This window comes from Pyxidicoccus sp. M6 (genome assembly GCF_055568925.1).
The window spans coordinates 10,893,854-10,913,615 of sequence record NZ_CM145714.1 but is presented as its reverse complement, the minus strand read 5'-3'; the positions used below and the strand labels follow the sequence as shown (position 1 = coordinate 10,913,615).

At 70.1% G+C, this 19,762-nt stretch carries 22 protein-coding genes; 5 read left to right on the top strand and 17 right to left on the bottom strand.

Annotation, left to right across the window (positions count from 1 at the left end; genetic code table 11):
- Position 1: 1 nt before the first annotated feature.
- Positions 2-1,381, bottom strand: coding sequence for a DEAD/DEAH box helicase (locus tag ACVTJA_RS42725; RefSeq protein WP_465840653.1), 1,380 nt, complete (start codon positions 1,379-1,381; stop codon positions 2-4).
- Positions 1,382-1,530: 149 nt separating this feature from the next.
- On the opposite strand from ACVTJA_RS42725, the gene ACVTJA_RS42720 reads away from it, so the two are divergent.
- The 3 genes from ACVTJA_RS42720 to ACVTJA_RS42710 all read left to right on the top strand — a co-directional run bounded on the left by ACVTJA_RS42720 (position 1,531) and on the right by ACVTJA_RS42710 (position 3,407).
- Positions 1,531-1,992 (top strand): DMT family transporter, encoded by a 462-nt coding sequence (locus ACVTJA_RS42720; RefSeq protein WP_465829328.1) that lies wholly within the window; start codon positions 1,531-1,533, stop codon positions 1,990-1,992.
- A gap of 12 nt (positions 1,993-2,004) precedes the next feature.
- Positions 2,005-2,412: a response regulator gene (locus ACVTJA_RS42715; protein ID WP_465829326.1), complete on the top strand. Its 408-nt coding sequence runs from the start codon at positions 2,005-2,007 to the stop codon at positions 2,410-2,412.
- A gap of 68 nt (positions 2,413-2,480) precedes the next feature.
- On the top strand, positions 2,481-3,407 hold the full coding sequence (locus ACVTJA_RS42710) for a hypothetical protein (protein WP_465829324.1): 927 nt from the start codon (positions 2,481-2,483) through the stop codon (positions 3,405-3,407).
- Here ACVTJA_RS42710 and ACVTJA_RS42705 read toward each other — a convergent pair whose 3' ends face one another.
- Positions 3,408-4,022 carry an outer membrane beta-barrel protein gene (locus ACVTJA_RS42705; RefSeq protein WP_465829323.1) on the bottom strand — a complete coding sequence of 205 codons (615 nt, stop codon included), beginning with the start codon at positions 4,020-4,022 and terminating at the stop codon, positions 3,408-3,410.
- A complete protein-coding gene (locus tag ACVTJA_RS42700) occupies positions 4,019-5,182 on the bottom strand; it encodes a hypothetical protein (protein ID WP_465829322.1) in 1,164 nt (387 codons plus the stop codon). Before ACVTJA_RS42700 ends, ACVTJA_RS42705 begins: the two co-directional genes overlap by 4 nt.
- A gap of 675 nt (positions 5,183-5,857) precedes the next feature.
- Here ACVTJA_RS42700 and ACVTJA_RS42695 point away from each other — a divergent pair.
- Entirely contained in the window at positions 5,858-6,496 is a 639-nt protein-coding gene (locus tag ACVTJA_RS42695) for a hypothetical protein (RefSeq protein WP_465829320.1), read from the top strand.
- Here the strand turns inward: ACVTJA_RS42695 and ACVTJA_RS42690 are convergent.
- The 5 genes from ACVTJA_RS42690 to ACVTJA_RS42670 form a co-directional block, all read right to left on the bottom strand.
- Complete coding sequence (locus ACVTJA_RS42690) at positions 6,493-7,464, bottom strand: hydrolase (RefSeq protein WP_465829318.1); 972 nt, start codon at positions 7,462-7,464, stop codon at positions 6,493-6,495. The two genes, ACVTJA_RS42695 and ACVTJA_RS42690, sit on opposite strands and share 4 nt — an antisense overlap.
- A gap of 32 nt (positions 7,465-7,496) precedes the next feature.
- Positions 7,497-7,835 (bottom strand): YkgJ family cysteine cluster protein, encoded by a 339-nt coding sequence (locus ACVTJA_RS42685; protein WP_465829317.1) that lies wholly within the window; start codon positions 7,833-7,835, stop codon positions 7,497-7,499.
- A gap of 20 nt (positions 7,836-7,855) precedes the next feature.
- Positions 7,856-9,001 carry a hypothetical protein gene (locus tag ACVTJA_RS42680; RefSeq protein WP_465829315.1) on the bottom strand — a complete coding sequence of 382 codons (1,146 nt, stop codon included), beginning with the start codon at positions 8,999-9,001 and terminating at the stop codon, positions 7,856-7,858.
- 244 nt (positions 9,002-9,245) lie between these two features.
- Positions 9,246-10,202 carry a GNAT family N-acetyltransferase gene (locus ACVTJA_RS42675; RefSeq protein WP_465829313.1) on the bottom strand — a complete coding sequence of 319 codons (957 nt, stop codon included), beginning with the start codon at positions 10,200-10,202 and terminating at the stop codon, positions 9,246-9,248.
- Between the two features lie 65 nt (positions 10,203-10,267).
- Positions 10,268-10,933 (bottom strand): hypothetical protein, encoded by a 666-nt coding sequence (locus ACVTJA_RS42670; protein WP_465829311.1) that lies wholly within the window; start codon positions 10,931-10,933, stop codon positions 10,268-10,270.
- Between the two features lie 100 nt (positions 10,934-11,033).
- Here ACVTJA_RS42670 and ACVTJA_RS42665 point away from each other — a divergent pair, with 100 nt between their 5' ends.
- Complete coding sequence (locus ACVTJA_RS42665) at positions 11,034-12,059, top strand: DUF481 domain-containing protein (RefSeq protein WP_465829310.1); 1,026 nt, start codon at positions 11,034-11,036, stop codon at positions 12,057-12,059.
- Between the two features lie 163 nt (positions 12,060-12,222).
- Here ACVTJA_RS42665 and ACVTJA_RS42660 read toward each other — a convergent pair whose 3' ends face one another.
- Genes ACVTJA_RS42660 through ACVTJA_RS42620 form a run of 9 tightly spaced genes read right to left on the bottom strand, consistent with a single transcriptional unit; the run spans position 12,223 to position 19,761 of the window.
- On the bottom strand, positions 12,223-12,666 hold the full coding sequence (locus tag ACVTJA_RS42660) for a cytochrome C oxidase subunit IV family protein (RefSeq protein WP_465829308.1): 444 nt from the start codon (positions 12,664-12,666) through the stop codon (positions 12,223-12,225).
- Between the two features lie 14 nt (positions 12,667-12,680).
- Positions 12,681-13,349, bottom strand: a complete 669-nt coding sequence (locus ACVTJA_RS42655) for a cytochrome c oxidase subunit 3 family protein (protein ID WP_465829306.1) — start codon at positions 13,347-13,349, stop codon at positions 12,681-12,683.
- Positions 13,339-15,009: a cytochrome c oxidase subunit I gene (gene ctaD, locus ACVTJA_RS42650; RefSeq protein WP_465829305.1), complete on the bottom strand. Its 1,671-nt coding sequence runs from the start codon at positions 15,007-15,009 to the stop codon at positions 13,339-13,341. Before ctaD ends, ACVTJA_RS42655 begins: the two co-directional genes overlap by 11 nt.
- A complete protein-coding gene (gene coxB, locus ACVTJA_RS42645; RefSeq protein WP_465829304.1) occupies positions 14,993-16,039 on the bottom strand; it encodes a cytochrome c oxidase subunit II in 1,047 nt (348 codons plus the stop codon). Before coxB ends, ctaD begins: the two co-directional genes overlap by 17 nt.
- The gene (locus ACVTJA_RS42640) at positions 16,036-16,914 is read right to left on the bottom strand and encodes an SCO family protein (RefSeq protein ID WP_465829302.1); all 879 of its coding nucleotides are present in this window, start codon (positions 16,912-16,914) and stop codon (positions 16,036-16,038) included. The genes coxB and ACVTJA_RS42640 overlap by 4 nt, the downstream gene beginning before the upstream one ends.
- Before the next feature lie 36 nt (positions 16,915-16,950).
- On the bottom strand, positions 16,951-17,430 hold the full coding sequence (locus ACVTJA_RS42635; protein WP_465829300.1) for a hypothetical protein: 480 nt from the start codon (positions 17,428-17,430) through the stop codon (positions 16,951-16,953).
- On the bottom strand, positions 17,427-18,659 hold the full coding sequence (locus tag ACVTJA_RS42630) for a hypothetical protein (RefSeq protein WP_465829298.1): 1,233 nt from the start codon (positions 18,657-18,659) through the stop codon (positions 17,427-17,429). The genes ACVTJA_RS42635 and ACVTJA_RS42630 overlap by 4 nt, the downstream gene beginning before the upstream one ends.
- A complete protein-coding gene (locus ACVTJA_RS42625; RefSeq protein ID WP_465829296.1) occupies positions 18,656-19,219 on the bottom strand; it encodes a c-type cytochrome in 564 nt (187 codons plus the stop codon). The genes ACVTJA_RS42630 and ACVTJA_RS42625 overlap by 4 nt, the downstream gene beginning before the upstream one ends.
- Positions 19,216-19,761, bottom strand: a complete 546-nt coding sequence (locus ACVTJA_RS42620; RefSeq protein WP_465829294.1) for a DUF3341 domain-containing protein — start codon at positions 19,759-19,761, stop codon at positions 19,216-19,218. The genes ACVTJA_RS42625 and ACVTJA_RS42620 overlap by 4 nt, the downstream gene beginning before the upstream one ends.
- Position 19,762: the final 1 nt, after the last annotated feature.

The following is a 19,762-nucleotide window of genomic DNA, read 5'->3' as shown; positions in this document are numbered from 1 at the left end:
CTCACGCCTCCCCCTGGTACGCGTCGTGCTGGCGCCGCCGCTCGCTGATGCCGCTCTCCGCCGTCTGCGCCGAGCACACCTCGTACAGCAGCGCGCGCTTCCCCGGGCGCTTGCGGAGGATTCGCCCCAGGCGCTGCACGTGCTCGCGCACGCTGCCGCTTCCGCTGAGCACCACGCCCACGCGCGCGTCGGGCACGTCCACGCCTTCATTCAGCACGCGCGAGGTGAGCAGCACCGGGAGCTCGCCGCTCGCGAAGGCGGCCAGCAGGGCCTTGCGCTCCGGCACCGGCGTGTGGTGCGTGAGCGCCGGCAGCAGCAGCCTGCGCGCCAGCGTGTAGACCGTCTCGTTGTCGTCGGTGAAGACGATGACGCGGTCCTCGCGGTGCTCCAGCAGGATGCGCCACAGCACCTCCTGCTTGGCGCTGGAGGTGAGGGCGATGCGCCGCTGCTCGCGATAGGCCCGGTACGCCGCGCGGCCCTCGTCGCTGCGCTGGCTCTGCGCCAGGAAGCGCGCCCAACCTTCCGGCGTGGAGAGCTGCACGCCCAGCCTGCGCACGAAGCCCACGTAGAGCGCCCGCGCCGCGTCGTAGCGCGCCTTCTCGTCCGGCGGCAGCGGCACCTCCACGCGCTTCACCTCGTAGGGCGCGAGGTATTCGCCCTGAAGCTCGCGGATGTCCGTGCGGTGCACGCGCGGCCCCAGCAATTCCTCGCACACGCGCTCGCCGCCGTCCGTGCGCTCCAGCGTCGCGGTGAGCCCCAGCCGGTACGGCGCCAGCGAGCCCTCGGCCACGAAGCGGTAGCTCGGCGCCGGCAGGTGGTGGCACTCGTCGCAGACGAGCAGGCCGAAGCGGTTGCCGTGGAACTCCGTCTGCAGCGCCGCCGAGTCGTACGTCGTCACCGTCAGCGGCTGCCTGTCACTCACCCCGCCGCCCAGCAGCCCCACCGGCACGGAGAAGTGGCGCGCGAGCACGCCCTGCCACTGCGCCATCAAGTCCAACGTGGGCACCACCACCAGGGTCGGCCGCTTCACATGGGCAATGGCCAGCACCGCCATCAGCGTCTTGCCCGCGCCCGTGGGCAGCTCCACCAGGCCCCGGCCTCCCGCCTTCGTCCACGCGTCCAGCGCCGCGCGCTGGTGCGGAAAGGGCTCAATCGGAGAGGTGAGTGCCAGCTCCAGCGGCTCGAAGCGCTTCGCCTTGTCCTCGTACGGCAGGCCCAGCTCTCGCAGCCGCAGCACCACGTCCCGGTAGTGCCACGCGGGCGCGCGGTACACCCCGGTGCGCACGTCCCTCTGGAACAGACCAAGCAGGCGGGCGTCGTCCGGCAGCACCGGGGCCACCAGGGTGCCGCAATCGAAGTGAAGCTCGGTGGGAGTACCCATACGCGCGCGGGGGAAGTAGCTCGGGAACCCGCGTTTCGCCACCATCAAGAAAACCTGGAAGGTTGGGCTGTCGCCTGACCTCCCGTTCCCCCACCGGCCGGGGTCCTCTCTTGCGGAGGGGGGAGGGTTCACGGTACCCAGCGCGCGGCATGCGTCTCATCTCGCTCGTACCCCTGCTGTGCGGCCTGGCCGTGGTGGCCCAGGCCGGTCTCAACCGCCGCTTCGCGGGCCAATGGGGGCTGCTCAGTGCGGTCCTCATGAACATGGTGGTGGCGACGGTGGCCACCTTCGCCGTCTACGTCGTGGCGCGCTCGGTGCCGGGCTTCTGGCCCGAGGCCGCGGCGCCCGCCGGTGGCCAGGGCCGCTTCTTCGACGGGCTCACCCCCTGGCACCTGCTGCCGGGCCTGTGCGGCGTGGTCATCGTCCTGGGCATGCCGTGGGCCATCGGCCGCCTGGGCGCGGTCCAGTCCGCGTTGCTGCTGATGGGCGCACAGCTCCTCACCAGCATCGTGTGGGATGCAATGGTGGAGGGGCGCCCGGTGACGCTCGCCCGGGGGGTGGGCACGGCGGTCGCCTTCGTGGGGGCCGCCATCGCGGTGTGGAAGGGCTAGATTCTACAGGCGATGCGCCGCGTTCTCATCGTCGGTCCCCACACGCCCTCGCGCGAGCTGTTGCGACGCATGCTCGAGGAGCCGGGGCTGTCCGTCTCCGCGACGGGCGACACGGATGATGCGTTCGCCGCCATCTCCTCCGCGCCGCCGGCGCTCGTGGTGGTGGACCTGCGCAGGCCGGACGAGGACCACCCGCTGTTCCTCGGGCTGCTGCGCAAGCGCCACCCCGTGCTGCCGGTCATCGCGCTGGTGCCCGGCCGGCTGCGCATCTTCGACGGCCGGCACGAGAATGTGCGCGAGGCCCACGGTGAGACGACCGAGGCCCTCCAGCACCTGCTCGGCGCGGTGAAGCAGGCCATGGACGACCTGCTCGCGCAGGACCTGCTCCGCGTGCTGAAGCCGCCCGTGGGGCAGGCCTGACGCGCGGAGCCATGCGGGCCGGGAGGGGGCATGGGCGGGACGGGGGCCTCGCGGCTACGCTGGACGCCATGGGTGTCGTCCGCTTCGTGCCGCTGCTGCTCCTCCTCATGCTCGTTCCCAGGTCCGGCCGGGCGCAGACGACGGAGGAGGGCGCGTGGAATGCGTTCCCCGAGAGCACGCAGGCGCCTACGGAGGAGGCCGGCGCGCCGTTCGAGCCCATCGACTTCCCCGGGCAGACGGCCAACACGGCCGTGGACGCGGCGCCCACCGACACCGGTGCTGCTTCGCCCGAGGTCCTCACGCCGCCCGCGGTGGAGGACGCGGCCGAGGTCCCTGTTGCGTCGCCCGAGCGGTATGAAGCGAGCGCTGAAGACATCCATCCTTCCGTGGAGGACGCAGCCACCGAGCCGGCTCAGGCCTCCGCGCGAACGGAGTCCCCTTCGCTGAGCCTCCTGCCCTCGCCGAACGCCACGGCCCCCTCGGTGTACCTGGAGCCGGAGCCGCTCGGGGTGCCGCTGCTGCGCTCGCTGCTCGACCTCGCGGGGGCGAGCGCGCTGACGCTGAGCGGTGCCGCCGCGATGGATGCCCTCGTCGGCACGCGCTGCTTACGGGAGACGGAGCGGATGTGCATCCTCACGTCCTTCCTCACCACCTTCCTGAGCGTCGCCGGGACCGCGCCCGTGGGCGCGTGGGCCATCGGCAGTCTTCTCGGGGGTGAGGGGAAGCTCTGGGCCGCCTACCTCGGCGCGGCGATGGGCATGGGCCTGGGCGTCATCGGCACCATGCCCACCATGGCCTTCGGCAAGGGCGTCATCCTCGGCGTCGCCGGGCCCATCGGCGCCGTCGTCGGCGCGGTCATCGGCTACGAGGTCTCGCACTGGCGCGCGGTGCGCGGCGCCTCGCGACTCGCGGAGCGACGCGGCGTCACGGTGACGCCGCTCGTCGCCACCACCCAGGGCGGCAGCGTGCTGGGTGGGATGATGGGGACCTTCTGATTAGAGGCGCAGGCGGTAGCCCAGGCTCGCGAGGAAGCCACCCGCGTTGACGTCACCGGTGGTGACGAGGTCCACCGGGGCGAAGTGGTAGTGCGCCTCCAGGAAGGCGCCTCCCGAGCCGAGCGGCATCTCGATGCCCGCCAGTGCCTGCAGGCCGAAGCCTCCGTCGCTCTCCGAGGCCACGGTGCCGAAGATGTCCGACGTCGCGCGGTGCAGGTACAGGCCGGGGCCGCCGCCCACGTACGGCGTGAGCGTGCCGAGCGCGTGCTCGAAGCGGTACACGGCCGACAACTGGAAGGCCACCTCGCGCAGGGCGACGGAATAGCTCCCGTCCGGCGGCGGCGCGCCGAAGCCACCGAGCTGCGGGTCCGTCACCGTGCCCGTCAGCTTCGGCCGGTGGTAGTTCACCTCCAGCACCACCGCGAGCCGCCGCTCCAGCAGCGGCGTGACGTAGCCCACCTCGGCGGCGAGGTAGAGGTCTCCGCTCAGCGGCGTGGTCGTCTTGAAGAAGCCCACCTTGGGGGCAATCAGGATGTTCCTGTCGGGCCCGTTCGAGGTCGAGGGCTCCGAGGCGGCGAGCGTGGAGAGCGCGGCGAGCAGGGCAAGGGCGTTCATGGCGCGGACGCTCCGCAGTTCTCGGGAGACAGGGCGCACGCCGTCGTGTTCGACGCCAGGCCCGCTCCCACGGTGACGGTGAAGCCTCGGGACGCGGGCACCTCGCCCACCGCGCCTCCCGGGTCCCCAATCTCGAAGGCGTAGGGGCCTCCGACCACGATGCCGTTGGGGCACGCCGGGCCGGTGGCGTCCGGCTCGTCGAAGCCGGAGCAGCTGGGCACCACCGCCGTCACCTGCGCGGGCGACTGGTAGGTGATGTCGCGCAGCGGAATCCGCACGACCTCCGACGGATTCGTCTTCAGCGGCGCGAGGATGAAGATGCTCGGTGGCCCCGTGAAGGCGCGCTGTGCGCCAGTTGGCGCGTTGGTGAAGGTGACAGCGTCGTTGCTCAGCTGGCTGCCGGTGCGTGGCGACACGGTGATCGTGCCCAGCCGCGGGTAGGTGATCCGCACGGCCTGGGACAGCGTGCTGGCGCAGCCCTCCGTGCTGGTGAGCACCAGGTCGTAGACGCCCTCGGGCGTGCCGGAAGGAATCTCCGTCTCGATGCGCGTGGCCGACGGGACGTCGAGGACGAACAGCGAGCGCGTCGCGCCGTCGGCTCCGCGCAGGTCGATGGTTGGGAAGGTGCCGGTCCGGAAGCCCGTCCCGTTGATGACGATGGGCGTGGGTTCCACGAACGAGTAGCCGCTCGCCGGAGGCACCACGCTCGTGACGGTGGGAGGCCCGACGACGACCACCGCGTCCGCCAGCGAGGTGCTGCCGCCCACCGGGTTGCTCACCTCCAGCGTGTAGCTGCCCTCGGGGAGCTCCGCCGGCGGCGTCGAGTCCCGCGTGGGCACGTCCAGCAGCAGCAGTTCCGCGCGCACGTAGAAGACGCGGTCCCTCGTCAGCGTGAGCGTGGTGGGGCCGCGCAGGGTGATCTCCGGCAGCGCCACTCCGGGCGGGTCGTCCTCCAGCACATCCGCGGGCACGGGGGCGAAGGACTCACCGGCCACCTCGAGCCGCCAGCCACGCTCGCCTCCCTGCGCATTGCAGATGCGCGGGGGCGTGACGTTGCGGGTGAGCGGGTTGATGGCTCCCTGGATACGGGGCGTGGGGCCTTCCGTCGTCCGGGAGCAGGCGACGAGAGCGAGCAGGGCTGCGGCGGCCGGCAGGCGCAAAGCGGTTCTCCTCCACCTCAACGGGCGCGCGGCACGTTAGGACGGTCCCCCCCGGGGGCCGGAGTTTTTTCCGGTTTCCCTCCGGCCCCGGGCCCGGACGCACGCCGCATTCTCCCGCAAGCAACGGAAATCACAGGGCTTCTGGCCTCTGGCAGGGACTGGCACGGGAGATGCTTCAACCCCCCCTCGGCTGGGAACGGCGGGTACGGCGGACGGGGGATGGGGGCGTGGGGAGCGCCGTACGTGCCGGGCAGGTGGGGGCAGGGCGAAGTCGAGGCGGTGCCTGGAGTGGGGAGGCAGGTCTCGCGGGCGTGGGCCGGAGCAGACAGGCCGGCAAGGGGGAGTGGCGGCGCGGGTGCAGCGGCACTTCGGAGTTCGGAGGACTGCGAGCTCGTGGCGGTAGGGGTGGGGCGGGGAAGGCGATGGACTCCGGCGAGGTGGGGCCTCGACGGAGTCCGGTCCACGGCGGATGGAGGGGCGGCGGGTTGGAGGGGCGGCTCGCCGTCCTGTTCGGGTGGAGCGGCAGGGCGGGGCGGTCGGGCATCGCGGAATCGGGGTGGGCGGCATCGCCGTCCGTACCGGTTCGGGCGGTGGAGGCGGAGGAGGTGGAGGCGGGCACGCTCCACCAGGGTGCGGCAGGTCGGGATGGCGGTGGTGGGGAGTTGGAGGCGGTTCATGGGGGCGGCGTCAGCGCTCACATTGCTGGGATTGTTGCTGACGGCGCGGGTGGCGCTGGCGGCGGGCGCGCGGCCCTCGGCGCCTCCGGCGTCCCCGGCGCGGGTGCAGGCTCGGGTTCAGGACCCGGAGCGGCTCGCGCCCTTCGGGTTGATGCTGGACGCGGGGATGCCCGAGGGCGCGGGGCTCTCGTTGTCCTTCCGTCCCCGACACGAGCTGCGGTTGCACCTGGGCGCCACGCACAACGGCATTCGCGGCGGCGCGCGCGCGGGGCTCACGCTGCTGCCCCTGCGCGGGTGGATGACGCCAGCGCTGACGCTGGAGTTGGGCCATGCGGAGCCCGCGGACGCGCGCAGCCTGGAGCGGAGGATGTCGGACCGGACGCTGCCGCCCAGCCCTTCCTTCGAGCGCGTGGGCTACACGTACGCGAGCGCGCTGCTGGGCCTGGAGGTGCAGGCGCCCGGCAACCTGACGTTCTTCATCCGGGGAGGCTTCAGCGTCATGGAGCTGTACGGCCCCGGCATGGAGGACCTGGACGAGCCCTACCGCGACGCGCTGGCGCCGGAGGAAATCAAGCCCTGGCGGGTGCGCAACACGCGCCCCACGGCGAAGCTGGGCTTCCTGCTGTCCTTCGGTTAGCGCACGCGCGCGGCGAAGAACTCCAGCGCCTGGTCCTCCGCCCAGAACCGCGGCCGGTACGCACGGCCGCCGACGAAGCCCACGTGTCCGCCGCGCTCGGTGAGCACCACGCTCAGCAGCGGGTTGTCGGTGGCGCTCGGGGGGATGACGGGGGACTCCAGCATCGGGTCATCCGCGGCGCTCAGGAGCAGCGTGGGCCGGCGGATGGAGTGCAGCCGGGGGCCGGAGGACGCCTCGGCGTAGTAGTGCGTCGCGTCCCGGAAGCCGTGCAGCGGCGCGGTGACGGCGTCGTCGAAGGCGCGGATGGAGCGCGCGGCCTCCAGGGCCCTTGTGTCGAAGGCGCCGGGGAAGCGCTTCAGCTTCTCGCGCGCCTTCTGCTTCAGCGTGCGCAGGAAGCGCTCGCGGTACAGCCGGTGGAAGGGGCCGGGGCCGTCAATCTTCCGGCAGCAGGCGTCCAAATCGTACGGCGCGCTGATGGAGGCGGCCGCGTCCACGGGCGCGCTGTCGCCCTGTTCCTCCAGGAGGCGGCACAGCACGTTGGCGCCCAGCGAGAAGCCCACTGCGAAGAGGGGGCCGGTGACGCGCGCGCGAACCTCAGTCAGCACCAGCAGCGCGTCGTGGATGTCACCCGAGTGGTACGAGCGCGCCAGCCGGTTGGGCTCGCCGCTGCACGAGCGGAAGTTGAGCGCGGTGGCGCCCCAGCCGCGCTCGGCCGCGCCGCGGAGGATGGCGGTGATGTAGCCGGCCTGGGACGAGCCCTCCAGGCCGTGCAGCGCCACCACGTGCGGCGCGCCGCGCGGGCCGTCGAAGGTGTCCAGGTCGACGAAGTCGCCGTCGGGCAATTCTCGGCGCTCACGTCGCGCCGTGGGCGCGTGGGTGGGGCGCACGAGCGACGCGTAGATGGTCTGCGCGTGCTCGTTCGCCAGACCGGGCGCGGGGACGAAGGGCTGGGTGGGCTGGAATCGCACGGGCCCGGGATAACGCCCATGCGGCCGGGTGTCTACCCGCCGCGGCTTCCGGAAGGCGTCCCATCGGAGGGGCGGGCGGCGGCCAGGCGGCGGGCGCTGCGCATGGTGGGACAGCCCTGCTCCTTCACCGCGCGGGCCTCCTCCGCGAGGCCGAAGAGGTCCAGGTACTTCTTCACGCGCTCGTCCAGGGTGGGCGCCTCGATGAGGCGGCACACCTCGTCCGCGGCGTAGTCGCGACAGACGGACGGGCGCTGCTCGTACACGCGGCAGAGGTTGTCCTCGCCGAGGTGCGGGCAGCGCAGGCCCAGCGGCTTGTCCAGCGCGGCGATGTCCGGCGCCACGCAGCAGGCGCCACAGCAGGTGCACTCCATGGATGGTTGACCTCGGTGACTCAACGCGGGACGACCTGCTCCACCTTCCCCAGGTTCGTCACCGTGAGGCGGACGCCCTGGCCTTTCCTCCACGCCAGGAAGTCCTGCTCGCTCTTCGGCTCCAGCACGTGCTGCTTCTGGCCGTCGTCCTCGTAGCGGATGTGGACGGCGTATTGCTCCTCGCGGCGCAGCCGGTCCACGCCGCTCATGGAGAGCTCCGGCCAGCGCGGCCGGTCATCCGTGCCGGAGGACTCGCGGCGGCCCACCTGCTTCCACTCGTAGGTGTCGTAGATGCACTGCGTCGCGTAGACGGGCTCGGTGCGGTAGCGCGTCTCGTTCTGGCAGTCCTCGTAGCTCTCACTGCAGTACTTCGTCACGTCCTCGCACACCTCTTCCACGAAGCCGTTGCCCTTGTCTCGGCGGCGGCACTTCTCCTCGGTGCCGCAGGCCACGCGGCGCGACTTCGTCCGGCACACCCGCTCCGTGCCGTCCGCCACCCGGCGCGTGCCGCGCTGGCGCGAGACGCAGTCGCGCACGTTGGTGACTCCCGCCACCTCACCCGCGCCGTTGACGGGCATGCGCGGAGACGTGCCGCGCAGCTCGTCCTTCCAGCCCGTCTTCGCCACGGGCGTGAAGCGCTCCTGCACCACCGCGCGCTTCCACTCCGTGCCCGTGACGTCACCGTCGTACTCGTGCGTGCGGCTGCCCCAGATGCCGAACACGGCGGAGCCGAAGCAGCAGGAGAACAGCAGGCCCAGCGCGATGAGGCCCTTCTTCCCCATGCCCTTCTTCGGCGGCGCCACGGGCTGGGGCGCGGCCTCGGGGGAGGGGAGGTCCTTGCTGGTGGTCGCCTTCGCGTCGTCGGTGCGCTCCGCGCTGCATTGCTTGCAGCGGGGCATGTCTCCGCGGTTGGCGGCGCCGCAGTAGGCGCAGAACCAGTCCTCGCCCGCGCCGGCCAGCTCCAGCGCCTGCGCGTCCGAGACGCCCTCGCGTTTCGCCTTGCCCGTCTTCGCGTCGACGTCGCCGAAGTCGAACTCCGACTCCCTGCCCGTCAGCTCGCGGGGATTGCCGCAGTTCGGGCAGAGCTTGTGGCGCGCGAGGATGCCCTTCGTGTCACAGGACGTGCAGTTCCAGGTCCCCTCGATGATGCGGGTGCGCTTGGCCATGGAGGTCCATCCTATCCGGCGGAGCGCTCGGACCCGAGGGCACGAGCGGGGAGGCGGGTGCACCGGGCCGTGGGCTCCGTCTCCCTGGCAGGGCGCTCACACGGAGGGGGCGGGACTCGGGGGATGATGCGGATACGCCTGGCCGCGGGCTCCATTGCGCCCCGCGCGGCGCTCACGCACAGGGGAGAAACGAGGATGAGGTGGCGACACCAGGCCATGGCCCCCATCCTTTCCGCCTTTGCTCTCAAACCCAGAGCGCACGAGGGAAGGGGATACTCGCGGCCGGAGGCAGGCCCGGCCGCAGGGGCCGTAGCATGGGCAGCGAGCCGTCCCTCGCCACGCGGGTGGCTCCGGGCATGCGCGCCAGCAGCGCGGCGGTGGCCGGCTCCTCCCACAGCACCACCTTCGCCAGGCCCGCCCGGTGTGCCACGGCGCGCGCCGTCTCCAGCAGCACGGCGGCGTCCGCGTCGGAGCGGGCGTCCAGCATCAGCACCACCAGCTCGCCATAGCGGGCCATCATCGCCCACAGGGCGGTGGAGTCGCCCACCGTCGCGCCGCACGCCTCGGGGCGGGGACGGGGCAACAGCTCCGAGTAGACGCGCTCGCGCTCCAGGTGCCAGTCCAACTGGGCGGGGCTCGGCCAGAGATAGAAGGGCGCGTCCGGTCGCCGTATCCGCTCCAGCGCCGCCGCCACGTCCGCGTCTCGGCGGAGCGCGTCCACGCGACGTGAGGCGGATGCCTCGCCGGCGGGCAGGTTCCAGTCCCAGGCGGGCACCTCCTCGTAGCCGGAGCGCCGGTAGAGGGGCGCGCCCACGTCGGAGAAGAGGACGGCCGCGTGGCCCTTCGGCGAGGCACGCTCCAGCTCGGTGGCGACGAGGTCCATCAGCCGCGTGGCATGGCCGCGGCCGCGCAGGTAGTCCTCGGTGAAGACGCTGGCGATGGAGAAGCTGTCGCCGTGCGCGTAGCGGCCGTCCGCGCCGCGCAGGTAGCTGTCGTTGTGGAACGTCTCGCACGAGGCGAGCACGCGGCCGTCGTCCTCGCACAGCAGCCACGTCTTCATGCCCGCGGCGCACCACGGGTGGGAGCGCAGCCGCAGCTCGCGCTGATGGAACTGCTCCACCGTCAGCGGCGAGCCCCAGGCAGAGTGCGTGACGCGGTCTCTCTCGGCCTTCTGCGCTTCGGTGGCAAGGACCAGGTGCATGGCGGCGCAGGCTAGCCGCGCCCGTCCTCACGCGCAGCAGACGGCGCGTGCGCCTCAGGCCCGGCTCACAGCCGCGTGGTGTACGGGAAGCGGACGTGGAGCTGGAGGTAGGCCTGGCCCACGTGGAAGATGCCGTCGCGCACGCGGTCCGGCAGCCCCAGGCCTCCCAGCTCCTGCGGCACGTAGAGGGCGGACTCCCAGCCGAGGCTGACGAGGAAGCGCTTGGAGAACTGGAGCTCCAGGTCCACGCCCAGCTCCGCGCCGGGCCGCAGGAAGTGCGTGTTGGGCAGCGTGTCCGAGTGCAGGTACGCGTACGTCAGCAGCAGCCCGCCGCCCACGGACAGACGCACCGGGCTGCGCGACAGCGGCAGGCCCAGCGACAGCGGCTTCCACGTGGCGCCGTACATGCCGGTGTGACGCGTCTGCGGGGAGATGATGAGCGTGTCCGGGATGAAGATGGACGGGGAGATGCGAATCTCGTCCACGCTCTGCGCCTGCTTGCGATAGCGCTTCGGGATGTGGCGCTGATTCTCTCTCAGCCAGTCACGGTCCAACACCGCATCCACTGAGATTTTGAGACCGGTGTGCACGGGCTGGTCGTCGAAGACGGGGCCGAAGAAGAAGAACGCGGCGGGCCCCACGCCTACGTCGACGGGGACGGTTACGCGCTGGGCGGAGGCCCATGCCGGCAGCAGCAATGCGGAAAGCAGCAGGAGTCGGGTGGGGTTCAAGGGACCTCTCGGGATCCACGGCGGCTGGAATCGGCAACTGGGTATTGAATCACGCCCTCTCCATGGAGCAGGAAGGGGCGGCTTCGAACTGGAGACCCCAATGCTTTCCGCAGCCCTTCTGATTGCCACGTCCCTGCAGGCTCAGGCGCCTGCTCCCACCACTCCCGCTCCCTCCGCGCCCCGGGCCGCTCCGGCGTCTGAGCCCGCTCCTGCCCCGGCCAGTGCCGAGGAGCGCGCCGCCGCCGCCGCCGAGCGCGCGGCCGCCGCCGCCGAGCGCGCCGCCGAGGCCAGCGCCCGCGCCGCCGAGGCCGCCGAGCGCGCCGCCACCGCCGCGGCGGGCCAGCCTGCCGCCGCGCCCGCTGCCGGCGCGCCTGCCGCCGCTCCGGCCGAGGCCGCTGCCGCCCCGAAGAAGGCGGTCTGGGACGTCACCCTGGGCGCGGGCCTCATCTCGCTGACCGGCAACGCCTCCACCTTCACGTTCAGCGGCCTGGCCAGCGGGCAGCGCAAGACGGAGCACTGGATCTACGCCTTCAAGGCGTACGGCTCCTACGGCCGCAGCCGCCCGCCCGAGCTGGAGGGCGAGGAGTCCCTCGCCCAGGTGGTGGCCCTCAACGCGGGCGCGGAGCTTCGCGGCGACCGCCGCTTCACGCAGGTGCTCAGCGGCTACGCGCTGATCGGCTCGGAAATGGACCACGTGAAGAGCGTGGAGTCGCGCAGCTACGGCGAGGGTGGTCTCGGCATCCTCTGGTGGGACGATAAGACGCCGGAGGGCAAGGAGTCCTACCTGCGCACGGACGCGGCCTTCCGCTACGCGCACGAGACGCGCTTCCAGTACTACCCCACGCGGCTGGATTTGGAGGACGTGGACCTGGGCGGCCCCCGCTTCGGCGCGGTGTTCCGCTACGGCCTCAGCAAGAACGTCCTCTTCAAGGAGGACGTGGAAGTGCTCCTCAGCGTCATCGGCGACTCGCGCGTGCTGGCCAGCAGCCAGACGCAGCTGTCGGTGGGCCTGACGGAGGCGCTGTCCCTGAGCGCCAGCTTCCTGGTGAAGACGGACAGCGCGCCGCCCCCCGGCAAGGTGAACACCGACACCGCGCTCGCCCTCAACCTCGAGGTGAAGCTGTAGCGGCCGGCTGAAGCAACGCGGCGCCAGGGACGTCCCTCGGCGCCGCGCGCTCCCAGCCGTGAGGTGAAGCCACAAGCCCGCAAAAGCAACGCGGCGCCGGGGAAGTCCCTCGGCGCCGCGCGTGGGTGGGGCCTTCAGCAGGCCCCGAAGCCTTCCGAGTGACTCAGTGGCCCTCGGACTGCTCCTCGGAGCCGTGGTGCCGCACGCCGCCGCCGAAGCGGCCTTCCTTCACGTTGGCACCGATGTCCGGGGGCTGCAGGTCGCTGTACTGCGAGCCGGGCGGGTTGGCGGGACGGAAGCGGGTGCCGAGGTCGATGAGCGGCACCGCCAGCATCAGCATCACGAAGAGGATGGACACGGCGAACACCAGGCGGTTGGCGCCTTTGTGGTCGATGAGGTGCATGAAGTACAGCGTCACCAGCGTGCCCTTCGTCGTGGCGATGACGAGCGCCAGCAACAGACCAAAGCTGGGCAGGTGCATCTTGCCGGTGAAGACGGTGACGAGCGTCAGCACCAGGAGGGCGCCCCAGATGATCCAGTAACGCCCGGCGCCGTGGTGCTCCTCCATGTTGTGTGCTTCCTGGCGGGATTCGTTCGCAATGGCCATGGTGGAGGAGTCCTTCAGACGAGGTACAGCATCGGGAACAGGAAGATCCACACCAGGTCGACGAGGTGCCAGTACATGCTGCCCAGCTCGACCATCGTGTAGTTGTTCGGGCCGAAGTCACCCTTCCGGAGCGCCCGCACCATGGAGAAGGTGAGGACGATCATGCCGATGATGACGTGGAGGCCGTGCAGCGCCGTCGAGCAGAAGTACACCGTGAAGTACAGCGGCGCGCCCGGCAGCTGGATGCCCTCGTAGAAGTAGTACCGGCCCGGCAGGGTGCCGATGTGGAACTTGTGCGAGTACTCGAAGTACTTGATGACGAGGAAGCCACAGGCCATCAGCAGCGTCAGGGCAATCTGCACCGCCACCATCTTGTTCTTGCCCTCCTTCGCGTAGTGCACCGCGAGCGCCGCGGTGAGCGAGGAGGTGATGAGGACGACGGTGTTCACCGTGCCCAGCGTCAGGTCCAGGCTGCGGCTGCACGCCGCCCACGCCTCCGGGAAGAGGAAGCGGTAGACGCCGTAGCAGACGAAGAGGCCCGCGAAGAGCAGGATTTCCGTCGCCAGGAACAGCCACATGCCCAGGCGCGCCGCGTGGTTCTGCACCTCGAGCGACGCGAAGTGCATGGCGAGCCGGGGGACGGGAGCCGTCGTCCCGTCGGCGGTGGAAGCACTAGACTGCATCGGGCACCTCGGCCTTCTTCGGATCCACGTAGAAGTGCGGCTCCTCGGGGTAGGTCGGCTGCGGACCCACGAAGTTGTGGGTCGGCGGCGGAGACTCGGTCAGCCACTCGTAGCCCTTGCTGCGCCACGGGTTCTTGCCGGCGACCTTCCCGAAGAACAGCGCGTACGTCAGGTACATGGCGATGATGACGAAGCCGAACGCCAGCAGCGAGGCACCCGCCGTGGAGGCCACGTTGAGCGCCTGGAAGCGCTCCGGGTACTCGTAGTAGCGGCGCGGCATGCCGTTGTTGCCCAGGAGGAACTGGGGAATGAACGTGGCGTTGAACCCGAGGATGATGAGCGCCGCGGACACCAGGCCCCAGCCCTCGTGGTACGTGCGCCCGAACATCTTCGGGAACCAGTAGTGGAGCGCGGCCAGGAAGGCCATGATGGTGGCTCCCACCATGATGAAGTGGAAGTGCGCCACCACGAAGTAGGTGTCGTGCCAGGGGATGTCGAGCGACGTCGTGCCCAGGGCGATTCCCGTCATGCCGCCGAAGACGGTGAAGAACAGGAAGCCGCAGAAGTAGGCGAAGGGCGTCTTGAAGTCGACCGCGCCCTTGTAGACGGTGCCCACCCAGTTGAAGACCTTGATGGCGGTGAACACGCCCACCAGCATCGTCAGCACGCCGAACAGACCGCCCGCGAAGGTGGACTGGCCGGAGACGAACATGTGGTGGCCCCAGGCGAAGAAGCCCACGAAGGCGATGCCGAGGGAGGAGTACGCCACCGCGCGGTAGCCGAAGATGTTCTTGCGGCTGAAGGCGGAGACAATCTCGCTCATCACGCCGAAGGCGGGGAGCACCATGATGTACACGGCCGGGTGGCTGTAGAACCAGAACAGGTGCTGGAAGAGCACCGGGTCACCGCCGCGGGCCGGGTCGAACAGGCCGAACCCGAACAGGTTCTCCACGGTGACGAGCACCAGCAGCAGGCCGATGACCGGCGTGGCGAGCACCTGGATGCAGCTGGTGGCGTAGATGGCCCAGACGAACAGGGGCATCTTGAACCAGGTGATGCCAGGGGCGCGCATCGTGTGCACGGTGACGATGAAGTTGATGCCCGTGACGATGGAGCTGAACCCGATGATGAAGGCGCCGAAGAGCACGGGCGCCACCGTCGTCGTCGTGTGCGTGCTGTAGGGCGCGTAGAACGTCCAGCCCGTGTCCAGGCCGCCGTTGAGCATGCCCCACAGCGCCAGCACCGCGCCGCCCAGATAGATGTAGAGCGACAGCAGGTTCAGGCGCGGGAAGGCCACGTCCTTGGCGCCCAGCATCAGCGGCAGCATGAAGTTGCCGAAGACGGCCGGAATCGCCGGAATCATGAAGAGGAAGATCATGACCAGGCCATGGAGCGTGAACGTACGGTTGTACGTCATCGCGTCCATGATGGTCGGACCGGGCGTGAGCAACTCCACCCGGATGAGCAGCGCGAAGATGCCGCCCACCAGGAAGAAGAGCAGGACCCAGAACAGGAACATGAGCCCGATGCGCTTGTGGTCCACGGTCAGCAGCCACGACTTGATGGTGGTGCCGTCGACCAGGTAGCTCGGGTGGTGGTCGTGGTGCTCGTCGTGCGCGGGAGACGCGCCCGGGGAGGCGATGCTACTGGATGGCGTCATAGGCGGGTCCCTCGGAAGCGCCCTCGCGAACGTTCGGAGTGCGCAGCGACTTGATGTACTCGACGATGGCGGCCGTCTCCGGGCCCTGCAGCTTGCCCTGGTAGGTCGGCATCACGTTCTGGTAGCCAGCGACCAGGTGGGCGCCCGGGTCCATCATCGACTGGGTGATGTAGGCTTCGTCCACGCGGATCTCCTGCCCGTCATCGAGCTTCTCCACGCGGTCAAACATGCCAAGGAAGGTGGGGCCGATGTGCTTCGAGCCGTCCACCGAGTGGCACTTGAGGCAGCCCTCGGAGCCCGCGAGCACCTGGCCCTGCTCCACCATGCGGGCCACCGGCGGCACCAGCGAGGTGTCCGCCAGCGCGTCCTGACGGTCCTGCAGGCGGCCGCGGCGCTGCTCCTTGATCCAGACGTCGTACTCCTCCGCCGGGAGCACCACCACCTCGGCCAGCATCTTCGAGTGCGACAGGCCGCAGTACTCGGTGCACAGCACCTGGTACGTGCCCGGCTTGGTCGCCTCGAACCAGATCTGCGTGTAGCGGCCCGGCAGCGCGTCCTGCTTGATGCGGAAGGCCGGCACGTAGAACGAGTGCAGCACGTCGCGCGAGGTGATGAGGAGGCGCACCGGGCGGTTGGCCGGGACGTGAAGGACATTCACGCCGTTGGGCCCCTCGGGGTACGCGAACTTCCACATCCACTGCTTGCCCATGACGTAGACGTCCATCGCGTCCTTGGGCGGCGTGGTGACCCAGGTGAAGTCCCGGAAGCCGATGCCGAACCAGGCCAGGAAGAAGACCAGGGGCACGGAGACGAAGAGGAACTCCGTCTTCAGCGTGGGGACGACGTACTCCGTCGCCTGGGCCGGGAGGCGGCGACGGTACCGGAAGAACATGAACAGGGCCGCCAGGCCGACGCCCGCGGACATCACCATCGTCGTGCCGACGACGAAGTGATGCAGCAGGTCGACCCGCTCCGCGAACGTGGACGCGGCCTCCGGGAGGAACAGGATGTTGTTGAGAAGCTCGCTCATGCCGCCGCGCCTTTCTTCAGCTCGCGCCTCCAGAAATAGATCAGCATCGTCGCCAGGGCGCAGAACACCAGCGTGCCGCCCAGGCGGATGAACCCGAAAATGTAGAAGCCATACCGCTTGCTCGCGGTGTCATACTTGAAGCAGGACATGACGACGCGGTCGAAGCTGGTACCCACGCGGCCTCCGGCCGCCTCCAGCAACGCCAGCTTCATGTCCTTGGGAGGGAAGTTCACTCCGTAGAGGTACCGGGAGATGCTTCCCTCGGGGGTGATGGCCAGCACCACCGCGGGGTGCGCGTACTGCTTGGTGCTGGAGTCGTACGTGTACTTGTAGCCCACCGCGCCCGCGAGCCGGTGGATTTCGGCGTCCGTCCCGATGAGGAAGTGCCAGGGCGCGCGCTCCGGCTTGCCCATGGACTGCAGGTGACGGCGGCGGCGGTTGATGCTCTCCGCCGCGGTGTCCTCGGGGTCGATGCTGACCGTCACCGCCTCGTAGTCCTGCCCGAGCTCCAGCCCCAGCTCCTGCATGGCCTTCACCTGGCCGTTGAGGACCAGGTTACAGAGCATGGGGCAGTTGTAATACACGAGCGTCAGCAGGGTGGGCTTCGTCTTGGACAGCACGTCGCCCAGTTTGACCTCGCGTCCCTCCTCGTCCGTGAAGCGCGCGTCCAGGGGGAGCGGGTCCCCCAGGTGCTCCTCCACGTCCACGCCCTTCACCTGAGGCGGCAGGTCCTGCTGGGCCTCGACGATGGCGCGAGGCACCTTGCCGGCGCCCGGCATGGCGGACGCGGACAGCGCAGTGCCGAGCACCAGCGCCGCCGTGAGCAGTCCCAGGCCGGTGGCACGTGGGTGGACGTGGGAGAGAGCGGGCTTCATGGCAGGACGGCTCTTACGTCAGGGGGAGGCCGGAAGCTACTGCCTCGGTGACGCAGGGCCGCCGTGGGGCGGAGGCGTCTGCGGGGCAGGCGACGGAGGGGCCGGGGTGGGGGCCGGCGGCGGGTTGCGCGACTCGGTGATGACCCGCTCCATGGCCTCGTCGAGGGTGGGATGGGCCTTCACGCCGGGCTGGTCACCCCAGCCGGCGCCGAGCGCCTGGTGCTGGCCGCCAATCTTGTCCGCCGCGTGCCAGTCCTGCTCGAACAGGCGCTGGTTGACGATGCCGACCTCGTACTGCCCCAGGGCGGCGGGCAGCGGCGGCGGGCCGTTCGGCTGCGCCTCCTCCATGGTGCGGACCTGGATGCGCCAGGCCCAGAGGATGCCCACCAGGAAGATGACGAGCGAGCCGACACCGATGCCCACCACCTTGCCCATGACGAGGTGGTCTTCCTCGGCCGCAACGCCGTGCGCACCGACGATGACGCGCGACTCGAGCTCCGACTGGGTCTTCTTCATGGCTGCACGTACCTCAGGGACTCGGCGATGTAGGGGTCCTTCACCGGGAGCGTGAAGTTGTTGCGCGCCTGCATGAGGGCGAAGCCCACCGAGATGCCGCCCACGCCGAGGAACGCCGTCACCAGCGTCCAGTGGAACGTGGGGCCAGTGCTACCAGTCAGCGCGGGCCACACCAGCCAGTACAGGTCCACGAAATGGATGGCCAGCAGGTACACCGCCACCACCGACAGCTTGCCCGGCTGCAGCTTCAGGTTGCGCGACAGCAGCGTGAAGAAGGGCACCACGAAGTGCAGGAAGAAGATGGCGATGGAGACCGGGCGCCACGGGCCGAAGATGCGCAGGCCGTACCAGGGCGCCTCTTCCGGGATGTTGGCAATCCACACCAGCAGGAACTGGGAGAAGGCGATGTAGGCCCAGAATGCCGTGAAGGCCAGCATCAGCTTGCCGAGGTTGTGGAAGTGGTCCAGCTTCACGACGCTGCCGTAGAGGTTCGCACCCGTGGCCCGGGCCGTGACGATGGTCAGGACGCAGAAGGCCGCCAGGAAGCTGCCCGCGAAGTAATAGACGCCGAAGATGGTGGACTGCCAGAGCGGCGTGAGGCTCATCAGCCAGTCGAAAGAAGCGAAGGTGATGGTGAGCGCAAGGAAGGGCAGCGAGCCCGGGGAGAACCGGCGCTGCTTCACCGTGAGGTCCAGCCCGCCCACCTCGTCCTGCTTGACGCTCCACGAGCGCAGCCGCCACGACACGAAGGCCCACACGCCGAAGTAGAGGACCTGGCGGAAGTAGAAGAACCCCGGGTTCAGGTAGTAGTGCTGCTTGTGCGCCAGGTGCTCCACCTCGATGCCGTGGATTTCCGCGGCCAGGGGCGAGCCCGGCCACCACGGATACAGGTCCTTCACCATGGCCAGCAGCGGCAGGAACAGCACGACGAAGATGGGCACCGAGGCGGCGGCCGTCTCCATGGTGCGGCGCAGGACGATGAGCCACTTCGCCTTGGCCGTGTGGAAGATGGCCACCATGATGAGGAAGGCGACGCTGATACCCAGCCAGTAGACGAAGGCGATGAGGTACGCGTGCGCGGCCTCTCCCTTGGCGCTGGTGGCGAAATAGCCGGCGAGGGTGGCCAGCAGGCCGAGGACGCCCACGCCGAACGCGGGAACCATCAGCTTGGGAGTGGCGGTGTAGCGCGCGAGGTCCGAGGCGCGCGCGGTGGTGACGGGGGGACTCATCGGTTCTCCTGCGGAACGGGCGTCTCGCCCGAGCGCGTGTTGCGGGCCGCCTGGAGGGCGCGCACGTAGGCGACCACGGCCCAGCGCTCGCCCACGTCGAGCTCACCCGAGAAGGACGGCATCACGCCGTAGCCCTCGTTGATGGCGGCATAGAAGTGACCGGCCGGCTTGCCCTGCAGCTCCAGCAGCGAGGGCGGCAGGCGCAGCGCCATGTTCTCCGCGACGATGCTGTTGCCGTCGCCGAGCACGCCGTGGCACTGCGAGCAGACGATGTTGTACTTCTTCTGACCGAGCGCCAGCAGCTTCTTGTCCACCTCGACGGGGATGTTGGCGACGAGCGTCCCGTTGGTGCGGCCGGTGCTGATGCCGGGGTTGCCCACCGGGCGCTCACGCGGCACGGTGCCCGCGGGCGGCGTGCGCATGGCGCGGCCGTCCGCCCAGAAGTCGGACGCCTCGTAGTACTCGTACTTCGCCTGCACCTCCATGCGCTGGAGGAACTCGGAGGAGACGTCGCAGCCCGAGAGCGCGACGAGTCCGGCGGCGGGGATGAGCCACCTCATTCCTTCTCTCCCGTGACGAGGGTCACCTGGGTGGCGCCCAGGGACTTGAGCTGATCCATGACGGCGGTGGCGTCCTGACCCGTCGGCTGCGGCACGCTCAGCCAGTAGCCGTGCGTGGAGGCGCTGCGGAAGGCGTCGGACTCGAAGACGGGGTGGTACGGCTGCGGCAGCCGGCTCAGGGCGAGCAGGCCGAAGAAGATGCCGAACGCGGCGAAGAGCACGCTCAGCTCGAACGTGATGGGCACCCAGGCGGGCAGCGACAGCAGCGGGCGGCCGCCGATGTTGAGCGGGTAGTCCACCGTGTTCATCCACGTCTGCATGGCGAGCGCCGTCACCAGGCCGGTGAGGCCGCCACCCAGGGCGATGAAGGGCACCTTCGAGGGAGGCAGACCCAGGGCCTCCGAGCCGCCGTGCAGCGGGTACGGAGAGTAGGTGTCCATCCCCTGGAAGCCCTTCTCGCGCATCTGGCGGGTGGCATCCACGAGGGCGTCTGGCGTGGCGAACTCGGCCAGGACCCAGGATTCGAGGACTGTGGCTTCCATG

Bases quoted from the DNA above. Each gene is read 5' to 3' on its own strand.
- ACVTJA_RS42725 (WP_465840653.1), bottom strand. From the start codon at position 1,381: ATGGGTACTCCCACCGAGCTTCACTTCGATTGCGGCACCCTGGTGGCC.
- ACVTJA_RS42720 (WP_465829328.1), top strand. From the start codon at position 1,531: ATGCGTCTCATCTCGCTCGTACCCCTGCTGTGCGGCCTGGCCGTGGTG.
- ACVTJA_RS42715 (WP_465829326.1), top strand. From the start codon at position 2,005: ATGCGCCGCGTTCTCATCGTCGGTCCCCACACGCCCTCGCGCGAGCTG.
- ACVTJA_RS42710 (WP_465829324.1), top strand. From the start codon at position 2,481: ATGGGTGTCGTCCGCTTCGTGCCGCTGCTGCTCCTCCTCATGCTCGTT.
- ACVTJA_RS42705 (WP_465829323.1), bottom strand. From the start codon at position 4,022: ATGAACGCCCTTGCCCTGCTCGCCGCGCTCTCCACGCTCGCCGCCTCG.
- ACVTJA_RS42695 (WP_465829320.1), top strand. From the start codon at position 5,858: ATGGGGGCGGCGTCAGCGCTCACATTGCTGGGATTGTTGCTGACGGCG.
- ACVTJA_RS42685 (WP_465829317.1), bottom strand. From the start codon at position 7,835: ATGGAGTGCACCTGCTGTGGCGCCTGCTGCGTGGCGCCGGACATCGCC.
- ACVTJA_RS42680 (WP_465829315.1), bottom strand. From the start codon at position 9,001: ATGGCCAAGCGCACCCGCATCATCGAGGGGACCTGGAACTGCACGTCC.
- ACVTJA_RS42675 (WP_465829313.1), bottom strand. From the start codon at position 10,202: ATGCACCTGGTCCTTGCCACCGAAGCGCAGAAGGCCGAGAGAGACCGC.
- ACVTJA_RS42665 (WP_465829310.1), top strand. From the start codon at position 11,034: ATGCTTTCCGCAGCCCTTCTGATTGCCACGTCCCTGCAGGCTCAGGCG.
- ACVTJA_RS42660 (WP_465829308.1), bottom strand. From the start codon at position 12,666: ATGGCCATTGCGAACGAATCCCGCCAGGAAGCACACAACATGGAGGAG.
- ACVTJA_RS42655 (WP_465829306.1), bottom strand. From the start codon at position 13,349: ATGCAGTCTAGTGCTTCCACCGCCGACGGGACGACGGCTCCCGTCCCC.
- ctaD (WP_465829305.1), bottom strand. From the start codon at position 15,009: ATGACGCCATCCAGTAGCATCGCCTCCCCGGGCGCGTCTCCCGCGCAC.
- coxB (WP_465829304.1), bottom strand. From the start codon at position 16,039: ATGAGCGAGCTTCTCAACAACATCCTGTTCCTCCCGGAGGCCGCGTCC.
- ACVTJA_RS42640 (WP_465829302.1), bottom strand. From the start codon at position 16,914: ATGAAGCCCGCTCTCTCCCACGTCCACCCACGTGCCACCGGCCTGGGA.
- ACVTJA_RS42635 (WP_465829300.1), bottom strand. From the start codon at position 17,430: ATGAAGAAGACCCAGTCGGAGCTCGAGTCGCGCGTCATCGTCGGTGCG.
- ACVTJA_RS42630 (WP_465829298.1), bottom strand. From the start codon at position 18,659: ATGAGTCCCCCCGTCACCACCGCGCGCGCCTCGGACCTCGCGCGCTAC.
- ACVTJA_RS42625 (WP_465829296.1), bottom strand. From the start codon at position 19,219: ATGAGGTGGCTCATCCCCGCCGCCGGACTCGTCGCGCTCTCGGGCTGC.
- ACVTJA_RS42620 (WP_465829294.1), bottom strand. From the start codon at position 19,761: ATGGAAGCCACAGTCCTCGAATCCTGGGTCCTGGCCGAGTTCGCCACG.